Below are 19,959 nucleotides of genomic sequence, written 5' to 3' on the forward strand. Positions count from 1 at the left end.
CCGGGAACAGGGTGGCCGGCTCGCCCACACGGGCCACTATCCCGTACTCCTGGTCGGTGGAGACGAGCACCGGCAGGCCGCGCGGCTGCTCCAGGGAGGCCTTCTGGATGCCGTTGGACAGGTCGGCGATCTGGTGCGGGTCGCGGGTGTTGTGCGCCCAGGCGAAGTAGATGATGCCGCCGACCCGGTACTTGGCGATCAGCTCGGCCGCGGTGCGGACGCCGATCTCCTTCAGGTTGGCGTCGATGTCGGCCTGGTCGGGGTCGGTGGCCGAGTGGCCGTAGACCCGCATGACGAAGAGCTGACCGACCTTCTCCTCCAGCGTCATGCGGGAGATCAGGGCACGCAGCTTGTCGTCGTCGGGCCTGCGGGCGTCGGCGTACGCCGTGCCGCCCCCGGCCGCGAGGGCCGCGGTGACGACCGCGGTGGCGGTGAGGACGGTACGTCTGGAGGGCTGTGCGGTGCTTCCCGTGCCGGCCGTGCTGCTGTGGTGCACGTGCGCTCCTTCCGGAGGGCTGGTGAAGGAAACTGCCAAGGAGTCACCAATATCCAGGAAGTTTCTGCCAGTCAAGGGACCGCACAGGAGTCACCCGGTCAGGCGGAGCCGACGGCCCGGGGCACAGGGGTGACGCGGGTCGCGACCGCCGGCCAGTGGGCGCGCAGGGTGCGGACCGTTTCCGTGATGGCCGGGCGGCGGGCCGCGCCCGTGCGCCACAGCGCGTACAGCCGCCGTACCGGCATCGGGTCGAGCGGGACCTCCACCACCCCCGGCGGCAGTGGGCCGCGCCCCAGGCGGGGGATGAGGGCGACGCCGAGACCGGCCGCGACCAGCGCGACCAGCGTCGGGTTCTCGTCCGCCTGGTGGACGATGTCCGGCTCGTGCCCGGCGCCCCGCAGCGTCCGCAGCAGCCAGTCGTGGCAGACCCGCCCGGGCGGCTGGCAGATCCACCGCTCCCCGCCCAGCTCGGCCCGCCGCACGGCCGTCCGGCCCGCGAGCCGGTGCCCCTCGGGCACCAGCAGGTCGCACAGGTCCTCCCCGATCGGTGCCTGCTCCACCCCCGCCGGTGCCGGCAGCGGGGCGATGTCCCAGTCGTGCGCCACCACCAGATCGACGGCGCCCTTGGCCACCAGGTCCACGGACAGGTGCGGGTCGACCTCGGTGAGCCGCGCGTCCAGCGCCGGGTGGCGCGCCGCCAGGTCGGCCAGCACGGAGGGCAGCAGCCCGCGCGCCGCCGACGCGAACGCGGCGACGGTCAGCCGCCCCGACGGCACCCCGCGCCGCTCCTCCAGCCGGGTCTCCGCCCGCTCCACGATGGCCAGCAACTCCACGGCCGCGTCCACCAGTTGCCACGCCTCGTCGGTGAGCCGCACGCCGCGCCCCTCGCGCTCCAGCAGCACCGTCCTGGTCTCCCGCTCCAGCTTGCCGATCTGCTGCGACACGGCGGAGGGTGTGAAGCCGAGCGCGGCGGCGGCCGCCCCGACGGTCCCGTGCACGGACACGGCGTGCAGGGCGCGCAGCCGCTGGAGGTCGAGCATGACGGCTCCCGGGGTACGAGGGGGGCGGGCAGCAATTAGCGATGCTTCATCCAACCATGCAGCAATCATCGCTGGTGCTACACGGTCTTTCCGGTCGATCCTCGACGCATGCGACCTCCCCACCTCCTCCTCGCCGTGCTCGTCGCCGCCGTCTGGGGCGTGAACTTCACGGTCATCGAGATCGGCCTCGACCACTTCCCGCCGCTCCTCTTCTCCGCCCTGCGCTTCCTGGCGGCCGCGCTGCCCGCGGTCTTCTGGGTGGGCCGCCCGAAGGTGGCGTGGAAGTGGATCGTGGCGGTGGGACTGGTCCTCGGCGTCGCCAAGTTCGGCCTGGTCTTCGTGGGCATGGACGCGGGCATGCCGGCCGGCCTGTCGTCCCTGGTCCTGCAGATCCAGGCGGTGTTCACCGCGGTGATCGCCGCCGCGGTCCTGGCCGAACGCCCCTCCCGCGTCCAGACCCTCGGCATGCTGGTCGCGCTGGCCGGCATCGGTGTGGCGGCGCTGGACGAGGGCACCTCGGGACCGCTGGGCGCGTTCCTGATGGTCGTCGGCGCCGCGGCGGCCTGGGGCGTGTCCAACGTCCTGACCCGCAAGGCGTCCCCGCCCGACGCGCTGAACTTCATGGTGTGGGTCTCCACCGTCCCCGTCCTCCCCCTGCTGGCCCTCTCCCTGCTCACCGAGGGCCCCGCCGAGGACCTGGCGGCCCTGCGTGCCCTGGACTGGCAGGGGGCGGGCACGATCCTCTTCGTCGCCTGGATCTCGACCGTCTTCGGCTTCGGCGCCTGGGGCTGGCTGCTGCGCCGTCACCCCGCCTCGACGGTCGCGCCGTTCTCCCTCCTGGTCCCGGTCTTCGGCATGTCGTCCGCGGCCCTCTTCCTCGGCGAGTCGGTGACGCCCCTGCGCTGGTGCGCGGCGGCCCTGCTGGTGGGCGGGGTGGCGCTGACGACGCTCACTCCCGCGCGCAAGCGCACGCCGCGGGTGCCCGTGCGCACCTCCCCGGAATTCGCTGGACGACCCCCCGTCCCGGCTGAAGAATCCGTGCGGTGACATTCGCACTGAAGGCCCCGGTCCTCGAAGGCACGCTGGTACGACTGGAGCCGCTGGCCCACCGGCACGCCGCCGACCTGGCGGCGGCCGCGGGGGAGGACCGCGGCACCTACGCGTTCACCTGGGTCCCGGGGGCCGACGAGGTCGGCGCCTACATCGACGCCCAGCTGGCCAGGGCGGCGACCGGACGGCTGGCGCCCTACGCCCAGGTGTCCCTCGCCACCGGCCGCGCGGTCGGCGCCACCGCCTACTGGGAGCCCCGCTCCTGGCTCACCGACGACGCGCTCGACGCCGTCGAGGTCGGCTTCACCTGGCTGGCCCGCTCCACCCAGGGCACGGGGGTGAACGCCGAGGCCAAACTGCTCCTGTTCCGCCACGCCTTCGAGGTCTGGGGCGTGTCCCGCGTCGACCTCAAGACCGACGCCCGCAACGAGCGCTCCCGCGCCGCGATCGAGAAGACCGGCGCCCGCTTCGAGGGCGTCCTGCGCAACTGGTCCCGCTCCTGGGCGCCGGGCGAGGAGGGCCGGCTGCGCGACTCCGCGATCTACTCGATCACGTCGGCGGAGTGGCCGGGGTGCGAGGAGCGGCTGGCGCGGAGAGTGCGGTCCGCCGCCGTGCCGCCCGCCGCCGTGCCGCCCGTGGTCACGCCGCGTCGGTGAGCAGCCGGGCGAGGTGCTCGCGCCCCTGCTCCAGCAGCTCGGGCAGCGGTGCCGCCGACTCGTACCACCGCTTCTCGTACTCCCAGCACAGCCAGCCGTCCCAGCCGTGCCGGGACAGCACGTCCACCACCTCGGTGAGCGGCAGCACTCCCGCGCCCAGCGCCAGCGGCGTGGTGTCCTCGGCGGAGGCGATGTCCTTGACCTGGACGTAGCCCAGGTGCGGGGAGAGCGCCGCGTAGGACTCGGAGGGCTGTTCCCCGCCCAGCCAGGTGTGCATCACGTCCCACAGCGCGCCGACCTGCCGGTGCCCGACCAGCCCGAGGACACGCATCGCGTCGGCGCCGGTGCGATGCGAGTCGTGGGTCTCCAGCAGGATCCGCACGCCCAGCTCGGCGGCGTATTCTGCGGCCGTCCCCAGCCGCCGCGCGGCCACCGCGTCGGCCTCCTCGGCGCTCTGCTCGGTGCCGCCGCCGGGGAACACCCGGACGTACGGCGCGCCCAGATCCCGGGCGAGGTCGAGCAGGCCGCGCAGCTCGGCGATCACGGGTTCGTCGTCGCCGGGCGCGGCGACCCGCGCGTACCCCGCGAGCGCCAGCGGCTCGACCCCGGCCGCCTTGAACTCGGCGGCCACCGCCGCCCGTTCGTCGGGACCGAGGCCCGGGTGGACCGGTTCCTCCGGATGGGCGCGCAACTCGACGCCGTGATAGCCGTGCGCGGTAGCGAGCCCCAGCACGTCGGCCAGGGGCAGTCCGGGAACACCGAGAGTGGAGAACGCCAGCTTCATGCCCACGGAGCGTACCCGCGATCTCGCGTTTTACATGGGGGCACCGACGGCACATTCTGTGACGCCGGCCGGCTGTTTCAGCCCGTCCGGCGTTTGAGGACGAGGCCCGTTCAGGGCCGAACGGGAGGTCTGGGGGCGCAGCCCCCAGGGCGGCCCACACCGACGCGGGCCCACCGTGTCACCAACGGTCCGCTTCAAGCCCGCGGCCGTCCGGAGGACCCCCGTACCATCAACTCCCCCCGCACCGTCGCGATCCCGCCCGCCGGCGCCTCCTCCCGCCCCATCGCGACCCGCCCCGCCCGCGCCCCCGCCTCCGCCAGCGGCAGCCGCACCGTCGTCAGCGCGGGCACCGCGTCGATGCTGAACGGCAGGTCGTCGAAGCCGGCCACGGACACGTCGTCCGGGATCCGCAGCCCCGAGTCGCGCAGCGCCGCGCACGCGCCCAGCGCGACGGTGTCGTTCGCGGCCACGACCGCGGTCAGCGTCGGGTCCCGGCGCAGCAGTTCCAGCGTGGCCTCGTACCCGGCCTGCCGGTCGTAGCGGCCGTGGACGGTCCAGCGGGGGTCCTCCTCGATGCCGTGCGCGGCGAGCGCGGTGCGGTGGCCCTCCAGCCGGTGCCGGGTCGTGGTCCGTTCCTCCGGGCCCGCGATGTAGCCGAGCCGCCGGTGCCCGAGCCCGATCAGGTGCTCGGTCAGCTCCCGGCCGCCCCCGCGGTTGTCGAAGGTGAGCGCGATCGCCCCGGTGTCCGGCGCCGGCGGCCGCCCGCACAGCACCACCCGCGTCCCCGCCTCCGTGAGCTTGCGCAGCTTCGCCGCCACCGCCGCCTGATGGACCCCGTCCTCCATCGCGCCGCCGGTCAGCACGACCGCCGCCGCGCGCTGGCGCTGGAGCAGCGTGAGGTAGGTCAGCTCGCGCTCCGGGGTGCCGCCGGTGTTGCAGACCACGGCGAGCCGCTCGCCGCCCGCTCTGCCGCCCGGCCCGCCGATCTCGGACTGGACGGCGCCGGCCATGATGCCGAAGAAGGGGTCGGCGATGTCGTTGACGAGGATGCCGACCAGGTCGGAGGTGGCCGCGGCCAGCGCGCTCGCGGGGCCGTTGAGCACGTAGTCCAGCTCGTCGACGGCCTTGAGCACCCGCTCCCGGGTGGAGGCGGCGACCGGGTAGTTGCCGTTCAGTACGCGCGACACCGTCGCGGGGGAGACCTGGGCGCGGGCCGCCACGTCCGCCAGTGTCACCGTCATGTCCTCGTCCTCCGCATCGCGCGTGTGAGCCGAACGCCGTACCGGCTGACCTTACGGCCCCCGCCCGCCGTCGTTCGCCCCCTCGAACAACTCGCCCCGGTCGCGGTCTTGTCCAGACCACCGTTCACAGGCTAGCTTCGTTCTACATAGAAAGCGCTTGCTGTACGGTTCGTACGACGTGCTGTATGGCTCGGTACGGCTCGTACGAAGGGAATGACGTGACACGCAAGACGGTGCGTATCGCCATGAACGGTGTGACCGGGCGCATGGGCTACCGCCAGCACCTCGTCCGCTCCATCCTGGCCCTGCGCGAACAGGGCGGCCTCGACCTCGGCGACGGCACCGTGCTGTGGCCGGAGCCGGTGCTGGTCGGCCGCCGCGAGCACGCGCTGAAGGCGCTGGCGGAGCGGCACGGTCTCGCCGACGTCTCCACGGACCTGGACGCGGTCCTCGCCGACGACTCCATCGACATCTACTTCGACGCCCAGGTGACCTCGGCCCGCGAGGAGGCGATCAAGAAGGCGATCGCCGCGGGCAAGCACGTCTACACCGAGAAGCCGACGGCCACCGGCCTGGACGGCGCCCTGGAGCTGGCCCGCCTGGCGAACGCCGCCGGCATCAAGCACGGCGTCGTCCAGGACAAGCTCTTCCTCCCCGGCCTGCTCAAGCTGAAGCGCCTGATCGACGGCGGCTTCTTCGGCCGGATCCTGTCCGTGCGCGGCGAGTTCGGCTACTGGGTCTTCGAGGGCGACTGGCAGGAGGCCCAGCGCCCGTCCTGGAACTACCGCAGCGAGGACGGCGGCGGCATCGTCGTCGACATGTTCCCGCACTGGGAGTACGTGCTGCACGAGCTGTTCGGCCGGGTGAAGTCCGTCCAGGCGCTCACCGCCACCCACATCCCCGAGCGCTGGGACGAGAAGGGCAAGCCCTACGACGCCACCGCCGACGACGCCGCCTACGGTGTCTTCGAGCTGGACGGCGGTGCGATCGCGCAGATCAACTCCTCCTGGGCGGTGCGCGTCAACCGCGACGAACTGGTCGAGTTCCAGGTCGACGGCACCGAGGGCTCCGCCGTCGCGGGACTGCGGGGCTGCCGCGTCCAGCACCGCTCGGCCACCCCCAAGCCGGTGTGGAACCCGGACGTCCCCGCCACCGAGGTCTTCCGCGACCAGTGGCAGGAGGTCCCGGACAACGGCGCCTTCGACAACGGCTTCAAGGCCCAGTGGGAGCTGTTCCTCAAGCACGTCCACGCCGACGCCCCCTACCACTGGGACCTGCTGGCCGGCGCCCGCGGCGTCCAGCTCGCCGAGCTGGGCCTGAAGTCCTCGGCCGAGGGCCGCCGCCTCGACGTACCGGAGATCGGCCTGTGACCCTCCACCTCCCGAACCCCGACGGCACCCTGCGCGCCTACGAGCCCCGCACCGCACCCCCGGCCGTTTCGGGAACAGGCGGGGGAAGCGCTTTCACCTCCCGTACGGTCTTCTCCGCCGCGCACGTCGTCGCCGACCCGTACGCGGACACCACCCCGGACGGGCCCGCCGCCGTCGACTGGGACGCCACCCTCGCCTTCCGCCGTCACCTGTGGTCCCACGGACTCGGCGTCGCCGAGGCGATGGACACCGCCCAGCGCGGCATGGGCCTGGACTGGGCCGGGGCGGCCGAGCTGATCCGCCGCTCCGCCGCCGAGGCGAAGGTGACCGGCGGCCGCATCGCCTGCGGCGTCGGCACGGACCAGCTGGCGGCCACCTCCGCGACCACGCTCGCGGAGGTCCGGTCTGCCTACGAGGAACAGCTCGCCGTCGTCGAGGAGTCGGGCGCCCAGGCCATCCTCATGGCCTCCCGCGCCCTCGCCGCCACCGCGAAGTCCCCGGACGACTACCTGGAGGTCTACGGCCACCTGCTCCGGCAGGCCGCCGAGCCGGTGATCCTGCACTGGCTGGGCCCGATGTTCGACCCGGCCCTGGAGGGCTACTGGGGCTCCGCCGACCTGGACACGGCGACCGACACCTTCCTGGAGGTCATCGCCGCCCACCCCGACAAGGTCGACGGCATCAAGGTCTCCCTGCTGGACGCCCGGCGCGAGGTCGACCTGCGCCGCCGCCTCCCGCGCGGCGTGCGCTGCTACACCGGCGACGACTTCAACTACCCGGAGCTGATCGCGGGCGACGAACAGGGCTTCAGCCACGCCCTGCTCGGCATCTTCGACCCGCTGGGCCCGCTGGCCGCCGAGGCGGTCCGGGTGCTCGACACGGGGGACACCGACGGCTTCCGCGCCCTGCTCGACCCCACCGTCGAACTCTCCCGCCACCTCTTCCGGGCCCCCACCCGCTACTACAAGACGGGCGTGGTCTTCCTGGCCTGGCTGGCCGGCCACCAGAGCCACTTCACGATGGTCGGCGGCCTCCAGTCGGCCCGCTCCCTGCCCCACCTCGCGCGCGCCTACGAACTCGCCGACGGCCTCGGCCTGTTCCCGGACCCGAAGCTGGCCGAGGAGCGCATGCGGACCCTGCTCGCGCTGTACGGAGTGAACCGATGAACGACCCCGGCCTGAGCCGCTTCAGCATCAACCAGATGACGGTCAAGCAGCTCTCCCTGCCCGAACTGACCGCCGCCTGCGCCGAACTGGGCATCGGCCACGTCGGCCTGTGGCGCGAACCCGTGCAGGCGTACGGCGTCGAGGCCGCCGCCAAGCTGGTCCGCGACGCGGGCCTGACCGTCACCACGCTGTGCCGCGGCGGCTTCCTCACGGCCGTCGACCCCGGCGAACGGGCCGGGGCCCTGGCCGACAACCGCCGCGCCGTCGACGAGGCCGCCGCCCTCGGCACCGACACCCTGGTGCTGGTCTCCGGCGGCCTCCCGCCCGGCGAGAAGGACCTGCGCGCCGCCCGCGAACGCATCGCGGACGCCCTGGCCGAGCTGGGCCCCTACGCCGAGCGGCACGGCGTACGCCTGGCCATCGAGCCGCTGCACCCCATGTTCGCCTCGGACCGCTGCGTGGTCTCCACCCTCGCCCAGGCCCTGGACCTGGCCGAACGCTTCCCGGCCCGGCAGGTCGGCGTCACCGTCGACACGTACCACATCTGGTGGGACGACCGGGCGCCCGAGCAGATCGCCCGGGCCGGCGCGGGCGGCCGCATCCATACCTTCCAGCTCGCCGACTGGACCACCCCCCTCCCCGAGGGCGTCCTCAACGGACGCGGTCAGATCGGGGACGGCGCGATCGACATGCGGGAGTGGAAGGGGTACGTCGAGGCGGCCGGGTACACCGGCGCCATCGAGGTGGAGCTGTTCAACGAGGGGCTGTGGGCGCGGGACGGACGGGAGGTGCTCGCCGAGACGGCGGCCCGGTTCGCCGCGCACGCCGGGGACGGGGCGCCCGGAAAATAATCCCGGCGGCCCGTGCAACCCTTCCGCCCCCGCGCGGGTCGTACTTGGCATCGGAACTTCCGTGGGGGTACCCGGGGGGGAATTCACGGGGTTCTGAAGGGGAGGGGAAACCCGAGGGGGCCCGGTCGTCGACCGGACCCCCTCGAAGTTCTCCGGCGTTCTCCACGTCAGAAGAAGACCCCGCACCGCAGCAGCACATTGGCGTACGGCCGCGCCTCCCCGGTGCGCACGATCAGCCGCGCACCGGCCGACAGCTCCTTCAGCCGCTCGTGCGGGACGAGTTCGAGCGCGGGGAAGAGCCCGTCGAGCAGCGCGGCGCACCCGGCGTTCGCCTCCCGGACCTCCGTCGCCGCCGTGGCGCCCTCGACGACCAGCTCGGCCAGCAGGCCGTCCAGCACCTCGGCGAAGGCCGGCACCCCGGCCCGGAAGGCCAGGTCGACGACGCGCGGCCCGTCCGGGACGGGCATGCCCGCGTCGCACACCAGGACGCCGTCCCCGTGACCGAGTCCGGCGAGGGCGCCCGCCAGATGCCGGTTGAGTATCCCAGCCTTCCTCACAGCGCCTCGGCCTCCGCGGCCGTCGGGTACGACTCCTGCGCGCCCGGCTTCGTGACCGCCGCCGCACCCACCCGGGCCGCGTAGGCCGCCGCGTCGGCCGGCGACTCGCCCCTGCCGAGCCGCCAGGCCAGTGCCGCGGTGAAGGCGTCGCCCGCGCCCGTGGTGTCCACGGCGTCCACCTTCACGGACGGCACCCGGACCACGCCCAGGGCCGCCGACGCGACCAGCGCGCCCTCGGCGCCCAGGGTCACCACCACCGAGCGCGGGCCCTTGGCCAGCAGGACGCGGGCCCAGTCCTCGGGGCGCTCGCCGACCAGCGAGTCCCCGAGGATCACCTTCGCCTCGTGCTCGTTGACGATCAGCGGGTCGCAGGCGGCCAGCACCTCCTGCGGCAGCGGCCGGGGCGGCGACGGGTTCAGCACGAAGCGGCTGTCCGGCGCGAGCGAGCGGACCACCTCCACGACCGTCTCCAGCGGGATCTCCAGCTGGGTGGAGACCACCCGGGAGGCGTGGAAGAGGCTGGCCGCGGCGCGGACGTCGCCGGGTGCCAGCCGGCCGTTGGCGCCCGGCGACACCACGATGCTGTTGTCCCCGGACGGGTCGACGGTGATCAGCGCGACGCCGGTCGGGGCGCCGCCCACCAGCACGCCGACCGTGTCGACGCCGGCCGCCCGCTGCGAGTCCAGCAGCAGTCGGCCGTAGTCGTCGTCGCCGACCCGGGCCAGCAGGGCGGTACGGGCGCCGAGCCGGGCGGCGGCGACGGCCTGGTTGCCGCCCTTGCCGCCCGGGTGGACGGCCAGGTCGGAGCCGAGCACCGTCTCGCCCGCCGCCGGCCGCCGCTCGACACCGATCACGAGGTCGGCGTTGGCCGACCCGACGACCAGCAGGTCGTAGTCGTACATCAGTCGTTCTCCGATTCGAGTGATTCCCGCTGGTTTCCGCCGGGTCCCGATGGCCGGTCTCAGCCCTCGAAGCCGGCCACGTTCTCCTTGGTGACGACCTTCACGGGCACCTTCACCGTCTGCTCCACCTTCTCGTCCTCGGCCGCCCGCAGCGCGTTCTGTACGGCGATCCTGCCCAGTTCCTTCGGCTGCTGCGCCACGGACGCGTACAACGTGCCGTCCTGGACCGCCGTCAGCCCGTCCGGCGTGCCGTCGAAGCCGACGACCTGCACGGACTTCCCGGCCTTGGAGCCCAGCGCCTTGATCGCGCCCAGCGCCATCTCGTCGTTCTCGGCGAAGACGCCGTCGACGTCCGGGTGCGCCTGGAGCAGGTTCGTCATCACGTCCAGGCCCTTGGTGCGGTCGAAGTCCGCGGGCTGCTTGGCGACCACCTTGATGCCCGGGTACTTCTTGAGCCCGGCCGCGAAGCCCGCCCCGCGCTCCCGGCTGGCGGAGGTGCCGGCCTGGCCCTGGAGGATGACGATGGTGCCCTTGCCGCCGAGCTTCTCGGCGAGCGCCCTGGCGCCCAGCTCACCGCCCTCGACGTTGTCGGAGGCGACCAGCGCGGAGGTGTCCGCCTTGTTGACGCCGCGGTCCACGGCGATGACGGGGATGTCGTCCTTGTTCGCCGAGCGCACCGAGGGACCGGCCGCGTCGGAGTCCACCGGGTTGACGATGACCGCGGACAGGCTGCCGCTGACGAAGTTCTGCAACTGGTTGGCCTGCTGGGAGGCGTCGTTCTGGGCGTCCGTGACCGTCAGGTCCACGCCCAGCTTCTTCGCCTCCGCCTCCGCGCCGTTCCTGATCTGCACGAAGAACGGGTTGTTCAGCGTGGACAGCGACAGCCCTATCTTCTGGTCCTTGCCGCCGGAGGAACCGTTGTGCAGCAGCGAGGTCGCGCCGACCACGGCCACCGCGACCACGGCCGCGATCACGTACGTGAGGGCCTGCCTGCCCCGGTTGCCGCCGCCGGACGCACCGGCCGCCGGAGTGACCGCGCCCGCCTTGCGGCGCAGCGTGTCGAAGAGCACCGCCAGCGCGATGACGACACCGATGACGACCTGCTGCCAGAACGCGGAGACGGACAGCAGGTTGAGGCCGTTGCGCAGCACCGCCAGGATCAGCGCGCCGATCAGCGTGCCGGACGCCTTGCCGGTGCCGCCCGCCAGCGAGGCACCGCCGATGACGACGGCGGCGATGGCGTCCAGCTCGTAGCCCTGCGCGGCCTGCGGCTGCGCGGAGGAGAGCCGGGAGGCGAGCACGATGCCCGCGGCGGCGGCGAACAGGCCGGAGAAGGCGTAGATGGCGAGCTTCTGCCGCTTCACCCGCAGCCCGGACAGCCGCGCGGCCTCCTCGTTGCCGCCGATCGCGTACATGGAGCGCCCGATGTAGGTGCGCCCGAGGACGAACGCCGTGATCAGCCCCATCACGACCATCACCAGCACCGGCACGGGCAGCCACCCGCCGAGCGTGTCGCCGAGGTGGGAGACCGAGTCCGGGAAGGCGATCGGCGAGCCCTGCGAGATGACCAGCGACAGACCGCGCCCCACAGACAGCATGGCGAGCGTCGCGATGAACGGCGGGAGCTTCCCGTACGAGATGAGGAAGCCGTTCACCAGACCGCAGGCGATGCCCGTCAGGACGGACAGCAGCACCGCGAGCACGACCGGCATCCCGGCCTCGGTGGCGCTCCACGCCAGCACGGTGGCCGACAGCGCGGCGACCGAGCCGACCGACAGGTCGATGCCCGCCGAGACGATGACGAAGGTGACGCCGAAGGCGAGGATCGCGGTGACGGCGGCCTGGACGCCGACGTTGAGGAGGTTGTCGGCGGTCAGGAAGTCCCCGGACAGCGCCGACATGGCGATGACGAGGACGATCAGCGCGGTCAGCGCGCCGTTGTCGAGCAGCAGGCGGCGCAGCCCGCCCGTGGCGCCGCCCTGCGCGCCCGGCTTGCCCTTGAGCGTGTCAGTGGCCACGGGAGGCCTCCGTTCCGTCCGTTCCGTCGGTGTGGGGGGAGTCGCTGGTGTGCGAGGAGTCGCTGGTGTGCGTGCTGACGGCGAGCGCCATCACGGCGTCCTGGGTGGCCTGTTCGGCGGGGAGTTCGCCCGCGAGCCGGCCCTGGGCCATGACGACCACGCGGTCGCTCATGCCGAGCACCTCCGGCAGATCGCTGGAGATCATCAGCACGGCGGCACCGGCGGCCGTGAGTTCGTTGATGAGCTGGTAGATCTCGACCTTGGCGCCGACGTCGATGCCGCGCGTCGGCTCGTCGAGGATCAGCACCTTGGTGTCCGCCAGCAGCCACTTGCCGATGACGACCTTCTGCTGGTTGCCGCCGGACAGCGTGCGCACGTGCTGCCCGAGCCCGGCCATCCGCACCCCGAGCTGCCCGGCGATCCGCTCGGCCGCGGCGTGCTGCCCCTTGAGGTCGACGAGCCCGGCGCGGGCGGTGGACCGCAGCGTGACGAGCCCGAGGTTCTCCTCGACGGACGCGTCGAGCACGAGGCCCTGGCCCTTGCGGTCCTCGGGGACGAGCCCGATCCCGGCGGCCATGGCGGCGTTCACGTCGTGCCGGCGCAGCGGCGCACCCGCGACGTGCACGGTCCCGGCGTCGTACGGATCGGCGCCGAACACCGCCCGCACCACCTCCGTCCGCCCGGCCCCGACCAGACCCGCGATGCCGACGACCTCACCGGCCCGCACCTCGAAGCCCACGTCGTGGAAGACGCCGTCCCGGGTGAGCCCTTCGACCTTGAGCAGGGGCTCCCCGGCGCCGGTGCGCTCGCGCGGGTACTGCTGCTCGATGGACCGCCCGACCATGAGCCGGACCAGCTCGTCCTCCGGGGTGGAGGCGGGCACCTGCCCGACGCTCCGGCCGTCCCGGATGACGGTGACCCGGTCGCCGAGCGCGGCGATCTCCTCCAGGTGGTGGGTGATGAAGACGATGCCCACGCCGTCCTCGCGCAGCCGCCGCACGATGGCGAACAGCTTCTCGACCTCCTCGGAGGTGAGCACGGCGGTCGGCTCGTCCATGATGAGCACCCGCGCGTCCAGGCTGAGCGCCTTGGCGATCTCGACCATCTGGAGCCGGGCGATGCCGAGTTCGCGCACCCGCGCGCGCGGGGAGACGTTGACCCCCACCCGCTCGAGCAGCACCTCGGCGTCGGCGTCCATCCGCTTCCGGTCGATCATGCCGAACCGGCGGGGCTGGCGCCCCAGGAAGATGTTCTCGGCCACCGTCAGGTCGGGGACGAGGTTGAACTCCTGGTAGATGGTGGCGATCCCGAGCCGCTCGGAGTCCTGCGCACCGTGGATGCGCACCTCCTCGCCGCCGGCCAGGATCCGCCCGGCGTCGGGCGTGTAGGCGCCGGAGAGCATCTTGATGAGCGTGCTCTTGCCCGCGCCGTTCTCACCGAGGAGCACGTGCACCTCGCCCCGGCGCAGGTCGAAGTCGACGCTGTCGAGCGCGACCACGCCGGGGAAGGTCTTGCGGATGCCCTCGATGCGCAGCAACTCGTCCGGACTGCGGCTGCTCACGGCGTACTCCTTCGTACGGGGGAGGGGGACGGGGGGTGTTGTTCGGAGGGCGGCTCGCCGCACGAGCGGCGCACGACGAGCCGCGCCGGAAGGGTCACGGACGCACCGGCCCGCCCCGCGATCCGCTCGACGAGCGCGCGTACGGCGGCCCGTCCGAGGTCCCGGGTGGGCTGGGCGATCGCGGTGACCGGCGGATCGGTGTGCACGAACCACGGGATGTCGTCGAACGCGGCGAGCCCGATGTCCTCGGGGACCCGCAGCCCGCGCGCCCGTACGGCGTCCAGCGCGCCGAGCGCCATCAGGTTGTCGGCGGCGAAGACGACCTCGGGCGGCTCGGGCAGGTCGAGGAAGCCCTCGGTGACCCGGCGCCCGCTGCCGGCCTGGAAGTCGCCCTGGCCGATGTAGGCGTCGGGCAGGGGCAGCCCGTACGCGGCCAGCGCCTCGCGGAAGGCGTCGACGCGCTCGCGTCCGGTCGTGGTGGCGGCGGGGCCCGCGATGATCGCGAGCCGCCGGTGCCCGAGCCCGTGCAGATGCGCGACGAGATCCCGTACGGCAGCCCGCCCGTCCGACCGGACGACCGGCACGTCGACGCCGGGGATCCACCGGTCGACGAAGACCATCGGCGTCCCGGCCCGCGCGGCGTCCAGCATGCGCGGGGAGCCGCCGTCGGTGGGGGAGACGAGCAGTCCGTCGATCCGCCGGTCGAGGAGCGTGGTGACGTGGTGGTCCTGGAGGTCGGGGCGTTCGTCGGCGTTGCCGATGATGACGCTGTAGCCGAGCGCGCGGGCCTCCTCCTCGACGGAGCGGGCCAGCTCGGTGAAGTACGGGTTCAGCACGTCGCTGATGACCAGGCCGAGGGTGCGGGTCTGGTCGGTGCGCAGCGACCGGGCGACGGCGTTCGGACGGTAGCCCAGCGTCTCGACGGCGGCCAGCACGCGGGCGCGTGCGGCGGCGCTGACCGACGGGTGGCCGTTGAGCGCCCGCGAGACCGTCGCGACGGACACGCCCGCCTCGGCGGCGACGTCCTTGATGCTCGGCATCGTCGTTCCACCTCCTCGTGGAATCGATTACACGGAGGATTGGAAACGATTACACGCGTGGAATCAAGGGGTGGGCCGGGCCCGATGCGCAATCGTGACCGCTGACGGGCCAGGCGGTGGCCGGACGGCGTTTCCCGGCTCACGGCGCGGACCGGGGCCGCCGGCTCACAGCTCCGAGACACCCCAGCGGGTGACCTCCACCGGGTCACCGACCGACACCGTGCCCGGACGGACGACGGCGAACTTCGCGCCGAAAGCCAGACCGCCGCCGGTCCGGCGATAGCCGGCCAGCGTGCGCAGCGGCTCCGGACCCACCTTGCGTGCCGAGCGCTGGTCGACGGTGGTGACCACGCACCTGAGGGCGAGTTTCGCGTATCCCAGTTCGCAGTCGCCGAGCGTCACGCGCCGCAGGAGGTCCTCGGTGTGGGGGTGCTCCCAGCCGTCGACGACGATGTTCGGCCGGAACCTCTCCATCGGGACGGCGGGCTCCCCGGCCGACCGCAGCTTCTCGTCGAGCAGCGCCAGGGTCGCCTTCGACAGGAGGTGCACGGCGCTGCTGTCGGCGTAGCCGGAGGTGCCGGGTGTCTGTCCGTCCGTCGCGCGCCGGTGGTCCGGCGGCACCCTGACCAGCCGGCCGGCCTCCCCCAGCGCCCGGGACACCCACTGCCCCACGACGGGACCCTGGTCGATGCCCTCGAAGGCGTTGCCGAACAGGTCCACGCAGCGGCGGGGGCCGTCACGGACGACGGTGAAGGACAGTGTCGGCAGCTCCGGATGGTGCAGCGACATCCGAGAGCCGTCCCGGCTGATCTCCGGCGTGATGAGCGCGAGTCGGGGATGGCGTCGCTGAGTGCGGTAGACGCCGTTCTCGTCGACGACGAGGAAGGCACGGTCGTGCGCGATCCCCGCCGGCGTGATCACCGCCGTGCCGGGGCGGACGGCGGCGCAGCCCTTGACCGGGTAGTAGGCGAGTTCCACGATCCGCGGTTCGAGGCCGGTCACCTCTCCGGCCGCCGACTCGTTCGCCTCACTGAGGGTGTCTCCTTCGGTCGGTCAGGGGGGTGTGGACGGGTCCGCGGCCGCCCGGCCGTTGCTCATCCTGCGGCCCGGGCCCCATCGGCGCTTCCGGCATCCCGCCAAGGCGTTGCGGAAACCGGCCAACGCCTCCCGCGGGAAGCCCGGTCGGCAGCCCGGAGCGCGGTTGCCGCCCCGCGTCCGCGCCGGTCGCGGCCCACCGCTCCTCATCTGCCGTCGCGCGGTCCGAACGTCTCCAGGGCCTCGACGTCGTCGGCCGGTTTCCGGACGTAGTCGTCGAGCCACTGTGTGACGCCGGGCAGTGCGGAGCGTCGTGCCGTCTGCCGGATCACCTCCTCCCGGTCGAGCGGAGTGCGGCGCAGGGTGACGGCTCCGTCGTGGAGCAGCGCCCAGTGCGCGCCCGCACTGCCGTACGGAAGGCCCACGCTGCCGGGGTTGACGACGGTGCGTCCGGCGGCCAGGCGGACGAACGGCATGTGGGTGTGGCCGCAGACGACGGTGGAGACGGACGGCGGGACGTCCTCGAAGACCTCCCGCCAGCGCTCGATGCGGCTGTCGACGAGCACGACCTCCTGGTCGTCGCGCGGGGTCGCATGGCAGAACAGGACGGGACCGAACCCGTCGATCTCGACGGTCAGATGCTCCGGCATGCGGTCGAGGAGCCGTTGGTGGTCGGGCCGCAGCTGCCCGGCTCCCCAGACCGACACCGGGTCGTCGTCGAGGCCCACGTCGACGCCGCGGGACATCTGGAGCAGTTCGCGGTCGGCGTTGCCGCGGATCATAAGGGCCCGGCCGCCGAGTCCGGTCAGCCGGTCCAGCACCTCGGCCGGCTCCGGCCCCCAGGTGTGGTCCCCGGTCACCAGGACGAGGTCCGCCGATGCCACCGCGGGTTCCGCGAGCACCCGGTCGAGCGGCGTCAGCATCCCGTGGATGTCGGACAGCACTGCCACCGTTCCCGTCATTGACCGTTTCCTTCCGTCTCGGAGCCACCGACCGGACGTCGCCTCCGGAGGCAGCAAAACAGAACCACCTCGCCTCGCGCGAGCCGCGAACCGCCGCGCCGCCGCGGCCGGTTGGGCTCAGTCGCCCGCCAGGGCCGGCTGGGTGCGTACCACTGGAAAGGGATCGGCACGGGCCCCGGGTCAGCGGGCCAGGGCCCGGCGCCAGTCGTCGAGGTGCTCGTCGACGAAGGTCCTCGTTCCGGCCCAGTGGTCACCGTGGCCGGTGACATACATCGTCCCCCACGGCTGACGGCCCGACTCGTGCGAGCGGCGGAGCAGGTCGTGCATCGCCGCGGCTCTGCGCACCATGGTGCGCGGAAGGGCCTCCCTCAGCTCCCTGTCCGCGCCGTACCCGTCCACGAAGGCGGCGAGTCGGGTCGCGGAGTCGTGCACGTCCGCGCCGGGGAACAGGTGGGCGAAGGAGACGGCCGCGTAGGCCAGGTCCCACAGCCGGGTGCTCGGTCCGGCTCCGTCCCAGTCGATGAAGACCAGCCGGTCCCCGTCGATGACGAGGTTCCAGGTCGCCAGGTCGTTGTGGCACAGCAGGTCGGGCCGTTCGGCGGGGATGAGCACGTCCCACCTGCCCCGGAGCGGCACCCCGGCGCTCGCGTCGTGGATCCGGCGGACGAGTGCGCCGACCCGGTGGACCAGGTTCGGTTCCAGCGGTGCGCCGTCCATCGCCATGGTCCCCGGAACGTAGTCCAGGACCAGCCGTCCCTGCTCGTCGCGCCCGTGTCCGAGGGGCACGTCGACGCCCCGCCGGTGCAGCGTACGGAGGTAGGAGACCGTGCTGTCGCTCGTCGGCAGCCACGGCTTGCGCACGGTCGATCCGACTCGCACCACACGGGCCGACGCGTTTCCCCCGTGCAGTACTTCCTCGTCCTGCTGTCCTGCGCTCATGTCTTCCTCACCGTGAAGTCCGCATCGGATGCCCTGGCGAGGTCGAGTGTCTGCTGGACCGCGGTGGGGATGTCGCCGATGGGGAAGAGCACGTGCCGTACGACGCGGTCGGGTCCGACGATCAGGACGAGGCGTTTGACGCGCAGGGTCTGCCCGGCCCGGAAGGTCGGCAGACGCAGCGCGGCGGTGAGCTGGAGGCGGTCGTCGGAGAGCAGCGGGAACGGCAGGTCCTCGGCTCGCGCGAACGCGGCCTGCTCCTGCGGCGTCTGGGTGCTGACACCGTGCACGGCGATGCCGTCCGCCCGGAACCGCGGCCACGCGGCACGGAACTGACGGTTCTCCAGGGTGCAGCCCGCGCTGCCCGGGACCGCCGGTGCGGTCACGCCGTCGGGAACTCCGGGGACGCCCGTCGCGGGGTAGGCGAACAGGACCGTTGCGCGGGCTCCGGTGGCCACGGGGTCGTACGCCCGGCCACCGGGTCCCGGGAGCCGCAGTCCGGCCGGTACCCGCTCGCCCACCAGGGAGGCGGCCCGGCGGGCCTCGGCCCCCTCGTCGGAAGCCTGGCCGGTGAGCGTGCCGTCCCCCAGCAGCCACCGGTCGGCCCAGTCCTGGAGCGAGACCAGCGTGGGCAGCAGTCCGCGGCCCTGCTCGGTCAGCACGTACTCGTAACGGGGCGGACGCTCCTGGTAGAGGCGTCGCTCCAGCACCTGGTGCTCGGTCAGGGTGCGCAGGCGTTCGGCGAGGACCTTGCGGGAGACGGACAGTTCCCTCGCCAGCCGGTCGAACCGCACGTGTCCCCGGGCGACCTCCCGCAGCACCAGCAGGCTCCACCAGTCGCCCACCACCGCCGCGGCCTGCGCGATGCCGCAGGCGTCGTCGGCCACACGTCGTGGGTGCATCGTCTCTCCTGGGAAGCGGAAGCGGAAGCGGAAGCGGAAGCAGGAACGGAGCGGAAGCCGAAGCCGAGTCGAGGCGGACGGGGTGGTGCCGGGCGGCAAACCCTTGGCGGTCCACCCGGTTCCCATAGTAGGTTCCCTTCGGGAATGCAGTGCATATCGAAAGGGAACTCACATGTCCCAGCAGACCTGGACCGCCGTCGACGACTACTTCAACGACCTGCTGGTGGAAGAGGACGACGCCCTGCTGCAGGCCGTGGCGAGCAGTGACGCGGCAGGTCTGCCCCCGCACCAGGTCTCTCCCAGCCAGGGCAAACTGCTGAGCCTGCTGGCCACGGTGCGGGGCGCCCGCACGGTCCTGGAGATCGGCACCCTCGGCGGCTACAGCACCATCTGGCTCGCCCGGGCCCTGCCCGCGGACGGCCGCCTGGTGACCCTGGAAGCGGACCCGGCATGCGCCGCCGTGGCGGCCGCCAACATCTCCCGGGCCGGTCTGGACGACATCGTCGACCTGCGCGTCGGCAAGGCCCTGGACTCCCTCCCGCCATTGGCGGACGAGGGCCACGGCCCCTTCGACCTGGTGTTCATCGACGCCGACAAGCCGTCCAACCCCCAGTACCTGGAGTGGGCGTTGAAGCTCACCCGGCCGGGCAGCGTCATCATCGGCGACAACGTCGTCCGGGACGGCGCGGTGGCGGACCCGGCCAGCGCCGACCCGCGCGTCCAGGGCGTCCGCCGCTTCACCGAGCTGATCTCCGCGCACCCGCGCCTGACCGCCACCACGATCCAGACCGTCGGTTCCAAGGGCTACGACGGCTTCACCCTCGCACTCGTCACCCACTAGAGAGCCGGAGGGAACGCCATGGCGCAGGCAACCGACGTCCGTCACACCCCCGTGGCACCCACCCGCACCCAGCGGCTGGCCTCCGGCGCGGAGGTCGGCGCGCACCGGCACGACGACCACCAGATCGTCTACGCGGGCCGCGGCGTGCTGTCCGTGACCACCAGCGCCGGCACCTGGGTGGCCCCCGCGACCCGCGCCATCTGGGTGCCCGCCGGCACCGTCCACCACCACCAGGCGCACGCCGACCTCGAACTGCACCTGGTGGGGCTGCCCGCATGGGAGAACCCGCTGCGCCTGGACGCCCCCGCCGTCATCGCGGTGAGCCCGCTGCTGCGCGAGCTGATCATCGCCTACACGCGCACCGAGAACGACGAGAGCGCGGAGCGGGGCCGGCTGCGCGCGGTGCTGCTGGACCAGTTGCGGACCTCGGTCCAGCAGCCCATGCACCTGCCGACGCCGCACAGCCCGCTGCTGCGCGCGCTCTGCGACCTGCTGCGGTCCGACCCTTCGGACAACCGCACGCTCGCCGAACTGGGGCGGGAGGTCGGGGC

General features: G+C 73.0%; 20 protein-coding genes. 7 read left to right on the plus strand and 13 right to left on the minus strand.

Annotated elements, in window-relative coordinates; genetic code table 11:
• Both K7854_RS35475 and K7854_RS35480 read right to left on the minus strand, forming a co-directional pair.
• A partial coding sequence (locus tag K7854_RS35475) for a glycoside hydrolase family 3 N-terminal domain-containing protein (RefSeq protein ID WP_308112604.1) occupies nt 1–496 on the minus strand: 496 nt, incomplete at its 3' end.
• Between the two features lie 98 nt (nt 497–594).
• Entirely contained in the window at nt 595–1,536 is a 942-nt protein-coding gene (locus K7854_RS35480; protein WP_226030670.1) for a LysR family transcriptional regulator, read from the minus strand.
• A gap of 108 nt (nt 1,537–1,644) precedes the next feature.
• On the opposite strand from K7854_RS35480, the gene K7854_RS35485 reads away from it, so the two are divergent.
• Together K7854_RS35485 and K7854_RS35490 are read left to right on the plus strand one after the other, a co-directional pair.
• Complete coding sequence (locus tag K7854_RS35485; RefSeq protein ID WP_226030671.1) at nt 1,645–2,583, plus strand: EamA family transporter; 939 nt, start codon at nt 1,645–1,647, stop codon at nt 2,581–2,583.
• Nucleotides 2,580–3,242 (plus strand): GNAT family N-acetyltransferase, encoded by a 663-nt coding sequence (locus tag K7854_RS35490; protein WP_226030672.1) that lies wholly within the window; start codon nt 2,580–2,582, stop codon nt 3,240–3,242. The genes K7854_RS35485 and K7854_RS35490 overlap by 4 nt, the downstream gene beginning before the upstream one ends.
• Here K7854_RS35490 and K7854_RS35495 read toward each other — a convergent pair.
• Nucleotides 3,226–4,026, minus strand: coding sequence for a sugar phosphate isomerase/epimerase family protein (locus K7854_RS35495; protein WP_226030673.1), 801 nt, complete (start codon nt 4,024–4,026; stop codon nt 3,226–3,228). The two genes, K7854_RS35490 and K7854_RS35495, sit on opposite strands and share 17 nt — an antisense overlap.
• Before the next feature lie 194 nt (nt 4,027–4,220).
• On the minus strand, nt 4,221–5,267 hold the full coding sequence (locus K7854_RS35500; RefSeq protein ID WP_226030674.1) for a LacI family DNA-binding transcriptional regulator: 1,047 nt from the start codon (nt 5,265–5,267) through the stop codon (nt 4,221–4,223).
• Nucleotides 5,268–5,485: 218 nt separating this feature from the next.
• Here K7854_RS35500 and K7854_RS35505 point away from each other — a divergent pair, with 218 nt between their 5' ends.
• Genes K7854_RS35505 through K7854_RS35515 form a run of 3 tightly spaced genes read left to right on the plus strand, consistent with a single transcriptional unit; the run spans nt 5,486 to nt 8,654 of the window.
• Nucleotides 5,486–6,637 (plus strand): Gfo/Idh/MocA family protein, encoded by a 1,152-nt coding sequence (locus K7854_RS35505; protein ID WP_226030675.1) that lies wholly within the window; start codon nt 5,486–5,488, stop codon nt 6,635–6,637.
• Nucleotides 6,634–7,803: a dihydrodipicolinate synthase family protein gene (locus tag K7854_RS35510; RefSeq protein WP_226030676.1), complete on the plus strand. Its 1,170-nt coding sequence runs from the start codon at nt 6,634–6,636 to the stop codon at nt 7,801–7,803. The genes K7854_RS35505 and K7854_RS35510 overlap by 4 nt, the downstream gene beginning before the upstream one ends.
• Nucleotides 7,800–8,654, plus strand: a complete 855-nt coding sequence (locus K7854_RS35515) for a sugar phosphate isomerase/epimerase family protein (protein WP_226030677.1) — start codon at nt 7,800–7,802, stop codon at nt 8,652–8,654. The genes K7854_RS35510 and K7854_RS35515 overlap by 4 nt, the downstream gene beginning before the upstream one ends.
• 167 nt (nt 8,655–8,821) lie before the next feature.
• On the opposite strand, the gene rbsD is transcribed toward K7854_RS35515, so the two are convergent.
• The 9 genes from rbsD to K7854_RS35560 form a co-directional block, all read right to left on the minus strand.
• Nucleotides 8,822–9,211 carry a D-ribose pyranase gene (rbsD, locus tag K7854_RS35520; protein ID WP_226030678.1) on the minus strand — a complete coding sequence of 130 codons (390 nt, stop codon included), beginning with the start codon at nt 9,209–9,211 and terminating at the stop codon, nt 8,822–8,824.
• Nucleotides 9,208–10,113 carry a ribokinase gene (locus K7854_RS35525; RefSeq protein ID WP_226030679.1) on the minus strand — a complete coding sequence of 302 codons (906 nt, stop codon included), beginning with the start codon at nt 10,111–10,113 and terminating at the stop codon, nt 9,208–9,210. Before K7854_RS35525 ends, rbsD begins: the two co-directional genes overlap by 4 nt.
• A 59-nt stretch (nt 10,114–10,172) precedes the next feature.
• On the minus strand, nt 10,173–12,131 hold the full coding sequence (locus K7854_RS35530; protein WP_226030680.1) for an ABC transporter permease/substrate-binding protein: 1,959 nt from the start codon (nt 12,129–12,131) through the stop codon (nt 10,173–10,175).
• The gene (locus K7854_RS35535; protein ID WP_226030681.1) at nt 12,121–13,692 is read right to left on the minus strand and encodes a sugar ABC transporter ATP-binding protein; all 1,572 of its coding nucleotides are present in this window, start codon (nt 13,690–13,692) and stop codon (nt 12,121–12,123) included. Before K7854_RS35535 ends, K7854_RS35530 begins: the two co-directional genes overlap by 11 nt.
• The gene (locus K7854_RS35540) at nt 13,689–14,732 is read right to left on the minus strand and encodes a LacI family DNA-binding transcriptional regulator (RefSeq protein WP_226030682.1); all 1,044 of its coding nucleotides are present in this window, start codon (nt 14,730–14,732) and stop codon (nt 13,689–13,691) included. Before K7854_RS35540 ends, K7854_RS35535 begins: the two co-directional genes overlap by 4 nt.
• Nucleotides 14,733–14,897: 165 nt before the next feature.
• Nucleotides 14,898–15,734, minus strand: a complete 837-nt coding sequence (locus K7854_RS35545; protein WP_226030683.1) for an MOSC domain-containing protein — start codon at nt 15,732–15,734, stop codon at nt 14,898–14,900.
• A 239-nt stretch (nt 15,735–15,973) separates the two neighbouring features.
• A complete protein-coding gene (locus K7854_RS35550) occupies nt 15,974–16,729 on the minus strand; it encodes a metallophosphoesterase family protein (RefSeq protein ID WP_226030684.1) in 756 nt (251 codons plus the stop codon).
• A gap of 180 nt (nt 16,730–16,909) precedes the next feature.
• The gene (locus K7854_RS35555) at nt 16,910–17,668 is read right to left on the minus strand and encodes a phosphotransferase (RefSeq protein WP_226030685.1); all 759 of its coding nucleotides are present in this window, start codon (nt 17,666–17,668) and stop codon (nt 16,910–16,912) included.
• The gene (locus K7854_RS35560) at nt 17,665–18,567 is read right to left on the minus strand and encodes a winged helix-turn-helix transcriptional regulator (protein WP_226030686.1); all 903 of its coding nucleotides are present in this window, start codon (nt 18,565–18,567) and stop codon (nt 17,665–17,667) included. The genes K7854_RS35555 and K7854_RS35560 overlap by 4 nt, the downstream gene beginning before the upstream one ends.
• A gap of 172 nt (nt 18,568–18,739) precedes the next feature.
• On the opposite strand from K7854_RS35560, the gene K7854_RS35565 reads away from it, so the two are divergent.
• Nucleotides 18,740–19,408 (plus strand): O-methyltransferase, encoded by a 669-nt coding sequence (locus K7854_RS35565; protein WP_226030687.1) that lies wholly within the window; start codon nt 18,740–18,742, stop codon nt 19,406–19,408.
• A gap of 18 nt (nt 19,409–19,426) precedes the next feature.
• On the plus strand, nt 19,427–19,959 hold a 533-nt coding region (locus K7854_RS35570; protein ID WP_226030688.1), incomplete at its 3' end, for an AraC family ligand binding domain-containing protein.

This window comes from Streptomyces hyderabadensis (assembly GCF_020404845.1).
Taxonomy (GTDB): Bacteria; Actinomycetota; Actinomycetes; order Streptomycetales; family Streptomycetaceae; genus Streptomyces; species Streptomyces hyderabadensis.

Bases quoted from the DNA above. Each gene is read 5' to 3' on its own strand.
- K7854_RS35480 (WP_226030670.1), bottom strand. From the start codon at position 1,536: ATGCTCGACCTCCAGCGGCTGCGCGCCCTGCACGCCGTGTCCGTGCAC.
- K7854_RS35485 (WP_226030671.1), top strand. From the start codon at position 1,645: ATGCGACCTCCCCACCTCCTCCTCGCCGTGCTCGTCGCCGCCGTCTGG.
- K7854_RS35495 (WP_226030673.1), bottom strand. From the start codon at position 4,026: ATGAAGCTGGCGTTCTCCACTCTCGGTGTTCCCGGACTGCCCCTGGCC.
- K7854_RS35500 (WP_226030674.1), bottom strand. From the start codon at position 5,267: ATGACGGTGACACTGGCGGACGTGGCGGCCCGCGCCCAGGTCTCCCCC.
- K7854_RS35515 (WP_226030677.1), top strand. From the start codon at position 7,800: ATGAACGACCCCGGCCTGAGCCGCTTCAGCATCAACCAGATGACGGTC.
- K7854_RS35525 (WP_226030679.1), bottom strand. From the start codon at position 10,113: ATGTACGACTACGACCTGCTGGTCGTCGGGTCGGCCAACGCCGACCTC.
- K7854_RS35540 (WP_226030682.1), bottom strand. From the start codon at position 14,732: ATGCCGAGCATCAAGGACGTCGCCGCCGAGGCGGGCGTGTCCGTCGCG.
- K7854_RS35550 (WP_226030684.1), bottom strand. From the start codon at position 16,729: ATGACGGGAACGGTGGCAGTGCTGTCCGACATCCACGGGATGCTGACG.
- K7854_RS35555 (WP_226030685.1), bottom strand. From the start codon at position 17,668: ATGAGCGCAGGACAGCAGGACGAGGAAGTACTGCACGGGGGAAACGCG.
- K7854_RS35560 (WP_226030686.1), bottom strand. From the start codon at position 18,567: ATGCACCCACGACGTGTGGCCGACGACGCCTGCGGCATCGCGCAGGCC.
- K7854_RS35565 (WP_226030687.1), top strand. From the start codon at position 18,740: ATGTCCCAGCAGACCTGGACCGCCGTCGACGACTACTTCAACGACCTG.